The sequence below is a fragment of the Legionella qingyii genome, assembly GCF_003184185.1.
Genome location: NZ_QHJG01000033.1, coordinates 1 through 7306, shown reverse-complemented (window position 1 = coordinate 7306; position 7306 = coordinate 1). Strand labels below are relative to the sequence as shown.

The window sequence follows — 7306 nt, the reverse complement described above, 5'->3', positions numbered from 1 at the left end:
CCCTAAAATGGGCTGCACATTTTAATTCAGCTGAGGAGTGTTAAAGGTTTAACTTTAATTTAACAGATAAATTATTTGAGATAGATAAGATTTCACATCCTTTAGATGTTCACTTTGATACCAATTCCTTATCGGCGTGGCTGTCTTATTATTACTCAGTGCATGTGAAAGACACTCCTGAAAAAACGGAGGCCGCCAAAAAGAAAGACTTATCCAAATTCATTCATTTTTTCTAAGCGGAAGTAGGGCATTGGTTGCATCAACAACGACCATTATTGGCAGAGGACTCGCTTGCCCAAGTAAACTGATACACCGGATTGGAATGGATTAAGTTCACGCCAATTAATGCGGTTAAAGTCAGCTTGTGAACAGCGTATTAAATGTTGTACACGAAAAAATCAAAATCCACTTATGGAAACCACCTTGTTTTATGTACTTTTAGGCACGGGTCTTCGCGAGCCAGAAGTGGTATCATTAAAAGTCGGACAATATCGACAAAAAGGGTTGTATGATGTTATGCGTCATAAGTCAAAACGCTTCAGCCGGAAAATTCCATTGCCACAAGAGAGTAGGGTTTATTTGGATCAATATTTGAGATCCAGAAATGCCAGTGAAGATGAACCCTTCTTTATTACGAGGTATGGTATGCGTTTGCAGACCTTAGATGTTTACCGAATATGTAAGCGGTTATTAAAGCAGGCATTGGCGTTTTTGCCAGAAGCGGAGAAGTTTGAATTTACTCCACATAAACTTAGGCATACCTTTTTGAAGAAAGTCACCGATAAACATGGGGTGCATTTTGCTCAAGAGCTAAGTGGTAATATATCTATTAAAGAAATATTTAGGTATGCAAAACCCAGCCAGGAAGAAATGCAAGAAACAATAGATGAGTTATTTGCCTAAAGGATTTTAAAGATGGTTGCTTCATCTTATTGGGTTTATATATTACTGTGCGAAAACAACACCTATTATACTGGATGCACAAACAATCTTGAAAAGAGGTATCTGTCCCACATTGATGGTACAGGTAGATGTAAATACACACGTAGTTTTAAGCCAATAAAAATTGCCCAGTCTTGGGAGATTAAAGAAGGAAAGGGTAGAGCTATGAAAGTGGAACATTATATTAAAAAATTATCTAGAAGTGAGAAGGATAAACTAGTAAAGGAACCAACGATGCTGGATCTGAAGTTAATTTAGAATTGAATAATAAAGGAATTTAAATGAAGTTTGCATGTAATATAGATAAAACAGATCGGATAAACCGTACAATAATTGGTGCTGCATTGTGTATTGCTGCAATCTTTGGAATGGGAACGTTTTTTTATATCACATTGGGTATTGTATTGATTATAGAAGGTATTATCGGTTGGTGCTCTATCCCTTATTTGCTTGGGAAAATAAAGTCAAAGCTCTTAAAAAGATAGATTTCTTCACAAAGGTATAAATATCTATTCATTTGCTAATATAAAGAAAATTAAAGGAAATTTATTGAATATCTCTATTTAAAAAATTCAAAAAATTTTATAATTCCTCTTCAGAAAACAGAACTCAGATCCATCTTTTTCTTGGCTTTGTGCTCATACCAATAATCGGCATGTCTATCTTAATGCAGCCTCAGAAAACAGGATTAATCTAAATTTAGAGAGTACCCCCACATGTCGGAAAAAAACGTCCCCGAAGAGCTGAAAATAGAAAAGCTATTAGATAAGTTATCACCAGAGGCAAAAGCTGCTGTTAAAGATCTTGTTGATAGGGGCTCTTCAAACAGTTCATACGTATTATGTAGCTTAGAGATGATGAAAAAGAGAGTATTAAAAGAGAATAGTCTAACCGATCAAATCCCTACCTCATATGAAGATAAATATAGTGATAATTATTACAGCGATAGCGGTAATTATAGCGATAAGTCGTATAGCGATACTCATTACGGCGATAAAGGAGGGTATAACGATAATTACAATGACATCGTTGCAAAGCTTACAAGTGATAATAATTTGAGCGATGATAATGATCTTAATTATAGCAACACAAAATTTAAGCCATGAAAAAGGATATGAGCTTGCAAGATACTCGTTTTACAAATTTGAGAGCAGTTGTTGTTAAACTTACCTCTCGTTGTAATATTAAGTGTGAGTATTGTTATGAAGATATAACCTTCGGCAAAGAAAAGCACTACTATTTGCCTATTGATGATTTTGAATTATTAATAGATAAAATGCTGACAAACTCAAGGCAACATCAGATTACAATTATTTTTCATGGAGGAGAGCCTTCTTTATTGCCCATAAGTTGGTTGGATAGGGCATGTGAGTTTTCTTATGCCTCAGCATTGCGTAATAACAAATCTATTGAAATATCGATGCAGACCAATTTTATTAATATATCAGATGATTTAATGAACTGCTTTAAAAGAAACAATATTGCACTTGGTGTTAGCATTGATAATCCCCAAGATGTTACTCAAAGCATGCGACCACTTGCTGATAAAGTTATAAAAAATTACTTTCGAGCAAAAGAGAATGGGGTAAATTGCGGCATTTTAATGACTATAAATCAAAGCAATGCTCATATGTTTAATAAGATATGCAACTGGTTATATGCTGATATGGGGGCTCTAAGCTTTAAAGCGAACGTTGCATATCCAGTTGGGGCTGGTGTGAATCTGCCCCCTCCCACGCCAAGTGAAATTTTTAAAGCAAAAAAAGATATCATTGACTATATGATTGAAACGAAGGCGGAGTGCGCCACAGAATACCATGTAACAGAGAGCATGATTCATTACGTTGAGTGTCATCTCAAGGGTGTTCAACGTTCCCAGTCCTTGTGTGATTATGAAGGTTGTGGTGCTGGAACAGAGGTTATAGGGATAACCCCAGAAGGAAATATACTGCCATGTGGACGATTTAGCTGGAACGAAAAAGAGTATTTTCTCGGACATTTGAAAGATAAAACAGTGGACTTTAAAATTGCTTACGACAAGAAATTAAAGCGTTTTTTTTCAATAGCCCCTGAAAATTGGCAGGATTGTGGTTCTTGTGAAGCTAGAGCTATTTGCCGTTTTTCATGCCAAGCCTTTATTGCTCGCTCTACACTAAAGGCGAATATAGAATGTGAGGCAACAAAAATGGAGTTTTCTTACCTCGATAGTATAAAAGAATCAGTTGTTCAGATTTATCCTAAGCTAAAGCTGAGAAGTTCTCTTGGAAGCCTGTTAGGAAAATTTGGTTTAGAACAGATACGCAAGGAAAAATCGGAGAACTTTCGTGCTCTTCGTCCATTCTTGGAAAATTTGTTTATGCTTGATTTAGAAAGGAAAAGTAATAGCAAAATTGGAAACGATGAATTTTTAATGCTTATCAATTATCTTGAGCACACTATTCAAAACTCGGATATAACTGGGTAGCCATTTACTAAATGGTGCCATATGGACTCTACCGGTTATGCAAGAAAATAACCAAATTATTTTAAGACAAGAGGTTTAGGTGCAGTCATATATTCGGCCTTTTGTTAAATTAAATGAGATTTAGCAGTACGAATGCGAAAAAATGGGATATGGGGAAGATTAGCTCAGTATCCTCAACTATTTCTATTCAAGATATAAAGAATTGAAAATAATTATGTTAAAGATGGCATGCTTCAAAATATCATTTAAGTACATTCCAAAAGCATATGGCACAGTTCACTAATATGCTCGATTGCCATAAATCAAAAATATTTAATTGAAACAGTTTTTTAAACTCATTTAACCACTAAAATGTACCTATTTTTAATGCGGTCTTTATAGGATTTAGCGCATAAAGCGCGGACTCTTTCAATTTATTAACATAGTGGAACCTGTTAAATCATGCACATTTGAATCAACTGCAACATCCTTTAATTGCTCGAAACTTCGTAGGTTTTTTTTATAACCGTGGGGAAGTCCATCTTTCATTTTACTCAGACAAGAGTTGTATGTATCTTTGCCTATTTTGGGAATATTTAATTGCTTAAATGATTTTTTATCGGTAGCGGTTATACCGGTGTTTCCTTTGAAATATTGTTCGCATAGAGATAAAAATAATTTATCGTTACTTACTACCGTTATATTAATATTTTTTTTATCAACAAGCTTTACCAGATAACTTATTTCGTGGTCTTTTTTGACCTGTTTTGATTTAATAAATCCATGATCACGAAGAGCATAACGTTCTTTCTCTTTTTGCTCTATTGCTGCTTGTTCTTCTAACTCATCAAATGTTGGTTTTTCTCCCTCAGCCACTTGACATAATTTGGAATAAGTTTCTTTATTCATATGGGGCAGATAAAGGGTGTATTTCTTTTTATCAAAAGTAACTATAGTGGCATCATCCATAGCACAGGCTTTAGCATATTGTCTTAGAAGCGCTTCATTATTACCCTCTAGTTCAAGCATAAGTCCTGCTTTACCGAAATAAGCTTTACATTTCATAATATTTCACAATAAAAAAAGATAAAAAATATACATGAAAGTTAAATTATATTCAAGGAGTTGCCCTAACACGCATGGCCATCCCATCTAAAATTGATTAATTTTTTGCTGAGTAAACGGTTAACTTTTTTAAAGAAGAAGTTTAGCAATAAATAGGGATGCTTGGCTTTCTGGATATGGATTTGGACATATCAATATGCTTGGGTGCTATTCGTTTTGCAATGACAAAGCCTAAAATTGGGCTATTCCAGGCGAAAAAGTGTATAGCCAATATTCTTAGCTATATCAAAACCTAGTAAGTTAATATTCATTTATGAATCTCCCATCCGGTGAAAAATTGTCAATTTGAATTCTAAGTTGGTAACAATCAATTACCAACTCAGTGGGTGGGATGGTTCATTACATTAAAGCCTTCAGGACATGTGGATGAAGGCTCATTGTACTCTATTTTTTTCTCCTCTAAGGACTCCATGGAATCCTTGGTTTTTACTGGACTAAAGAATTGTGGTCCGGACTTATTGTTCTTAAAAGGAGTTGTAAAACGATAATGACCTGGATCCCGAACGAAATTGTACAGATGTTTTAAAAAATTAAGGTGCACGTGATGGCCAAAAACCTCTTGCAAAGAGGGTTTGACAGACACGGGAACTTCTGGACAAAGAAGGTGCAGTTGTTGGTTAGCGTATTCTTTGTTAATCCTACCCCATTCTTTAAAAATAATCTTGGCATTCGTCAGTGTAAAATTTTTAAAAAAGGGGTTATTTTTGCTAGCATGCATAAATAAATTACCGATTAAAAACAGAGAAATAACCCTCATTTCTTTGTAATTGGAGGGATGAGCCGTCATGACCGTAGGGAGCAATAATTTCAAAGGCATCACCACAGTATCTATATTGGCAACCACAAAAAAAAGATTCCAGCTGGTGTATAAATCCCGCCATTGAGGGTGAATATGGAACTGGGATACTAGTTTTTTGGAGTTATCGATTTTTAAGTCGGGTATTAATTCGTAACTGGCGTCTTCTTTTCTATAAGCACCCTCTGGCAACAGGGTGGTGAAGTAATTGCATTCATTAAGATACTGTTGCTGCTCCATGAGTTGGATTAGCCCAATAGCGGATTCAGCATTTTCAATACCCCCATACTCTTTGGCATGGTCGGTTGCGTCTTCCCAGGCCGCCTCAAGAATATTTAACCCCATCACAGGGACTGTTTTATCCGATAGTTCTTTGGGTTCAGTCGTTTCAATCCAAGCATTCGAACCAGATAAGCCGTTTTCCCTGATAAAATCATCCAGAGCTTCCTGGGTTTCTTTTTTTTCACCCATTGAGCGGTGAAAGAGGACCGTCAGCATAACCGGTTTGATGGAAACCATTTTTAATCGCTCAAACAGAGTGGCGCTATAGGGGACGCCTAAAATGAAGTCAGCGAGGGGATTTCCTGGATATGGATTGCCGCTTATTTTCACTAAATGATCGTATACTTCTTTTGCAAACAGTTTGCTGTTGGCCATGGTGACCAACATCGCTTCGAAAAGGAACAACAAGTTCAGCTGACGTTCTAGTGTCGATGCAATGGCAGCAAGCTCCTCATCCCCAATTAATGCCATTTCTTCAATAAAAGCCAAGAGTCGACAAAGTGGCTCATTAAATATTAGAGCTCTTTTCAGGTGCTGAGTTAGTTTATTTAAGTCTATTTTTTCTCTGCAGGCTTTGCTTATAAACTCAGTAAATTCTTTATCATTGGTATCTAGATCATCCAGTTTTAACTCGCTTAAAATCTTACTGATCAGACTGGGATTGGATTTCTCTGGTAGAATTTTTTCAATTTTGTCCAAAAAATTGAGAGCTCTTTCTTTCATCTTGATTCATCCTGCGGGTTGAAGGAAGCAAATTCGGTGCGATTGGAGTGTACTAAATATGGGCTTTAAATGCAAAGCCCATGCAAATAGATGAATTTTATTGCCAGCTCTAAATTGACCAAGCATTTCGTTTTAATCCTCTTCAGGGCTGACCGCAGAAATTAGTACCAATCGCAAATAATAGAATATTTTTACATCACACAGTATATTTATTGACATGCAAAAAAACTTTCAATACCATTTGCCTCCGAAAGTACTAAGCAATCTAAGGATTAGCAAACGACTTATCTTCTCTAATACGGGTAGTTTTTGAAGACTGGTTTTTAACCTAGTTTTAATTTAATGAAACGGGTTTGTCGTTTAGATAAAGAATGAAGAAAGACTGGCTGGATTTCTAAACACAGACTGGACTAATTAATCGGCTTCTTTTTCCTTTCCTATCGTACCTTCTAGCTAAAATTTTTTTTTTATAATATTAAATTAGAGAATTATTATGTTACACAAAGATGATGCAGTTGCTTTGTTTATAAAGTATGAAGGGGATTTAGCTAGATTGAAGCAAACCCTGATAAGCGGATGGAATACCGAGATAGGAAGATGGCGTAGCACAAGGGAAATGCATTCTGTATTTCCTGAGCTTTTCAATGCATTACATTTTCTAAAAAATAATTGTGAGGAAATATACGTTGGCGCTCGTCGCACTCCTCGTTATGATCATCCTTTTATGGACATCTATCGAACTTCTAATGACCCCCTACAAATTATACAGGATTTTGTTGAGTATTATTCTAAAGACCATTTTGCAGCGATATTGCTCGATTATTTGGGCCCGTTGAGGGATGATACTGTTGATGTAGGAAATTTAAATCGATTCTATAGTGAATTAAATGATCTCTGCACCCCAAGGCCAATTGTAATATGTAGAGATGATTTTGGATTAGCCCTTAAATTCCCAAGCAATACTTCATATGATTATTTCAATGAAATGATGAGTA

Annotated in this window: 8 protein-coding genes; 6 read left to right on the top strand and 2 right to left on the bottom strand. The window is 35.7% G+C overall.

The genetic code is table 11. The features are described from left to right. The first annotated feature begins 345 nt into the window (after positions 1–345). The 5 genes from DGG96_RS21220 (at position 346) to DGG96_RS16745 (ending at position 3406) form a co-directional block, all read left to right on the top strand. Positions 346–903 (top strand): tyrosine-type recombinase/integrase, encoded by a 558-nt coding sequence (locus DGG96_RS21220; RefSeq protein ID WP_325049830.1) that lies wholly within the window; start codon positions 346–348, stop codon positions 901–903. Positions 904–915: 12 nt separating this feature from the next. Then, the gene (locus DGG96_RS16760) at positions 916–1200 is read left to right on the top strand and encodes a GIY-YIG nuclease family protein (protein WP_110142572.1); all 285 of its coding nucleotides are present in this window, start codon (positions 916–918) and stop codon (positions 1198–1200) included. Between the two features lie 23 nt (positions 1201–1223). Continuing rightward, positions 1224–1427 (top strand): YgaP family membrane protein, encoded by a 204-nt coding sequence (locus DGG96_RS16755; RefSeq protein WP_110142571.1) that lies wholly within the window; start codon positions 1224–1226, stop codon positions 1425–1427. A 231-nt stretch (positions 1428–1658) separates the two neighbouring features. Next, a complete protein-coding gene (locus DGG96_RS16750) occupies positions 1659–2048 on the top strand; it encodes a hypothetical protein (RefSeq protein WP_110142570.1) in 390 nt (129 codons plus the stop codon). An 8-nt stretch (positions 2049–2056) separates the two neighbouring features. After that, positions 2057–3406, top strand: a complete 1350-nt coding sequence (locus tag DGG96_RS16745; RefSeq protein ID WP_158618878.1) for a radical SAM/SPASM domain-containing protein — start codon at positions 2057–2059, stop codon at positions 3404–3406. A 408-nt stretch (positions 3407–3814) separates the two neighbouring features. On the opposite strand, the gene DGG96_RS16740 is transcribed toward DGG96_RS16745, so the two are convergent. Then, positions 3815–4450: a hypothetical protein gene (locus DGG96_RS16740; protein WP_110142568.1), complete on the bottom strand. Its 636-nt coding sequence runs from the start codon at positions 4448–4450 to the stop codon at positions 3815–3817. 379 nt (positions 4451–4829) lie between these two features. Continuing rightward, on the bottom strand, positions 4830–6311 hold the full coding sequence (locus DGG96_RS16735) for a symporter (RefSeq protein WP_110142567.1): 1482 nt from the start codon (positions 6309–6311) through the stop codon (positions 4830–4832). Between the two features lie 493 nt (positions 6312–6804). Between DGG96_RS16735 and DGG96_RS16730 the strand changes: the two genes are divergently transcribed. Further along, positions 6805–7306: hypothetical protein (locus DGG96_RS16730; RefSeq protein WP_133249339.1), on the top strand; the 502-nt coding region annotated here is incomplete at its 3' end.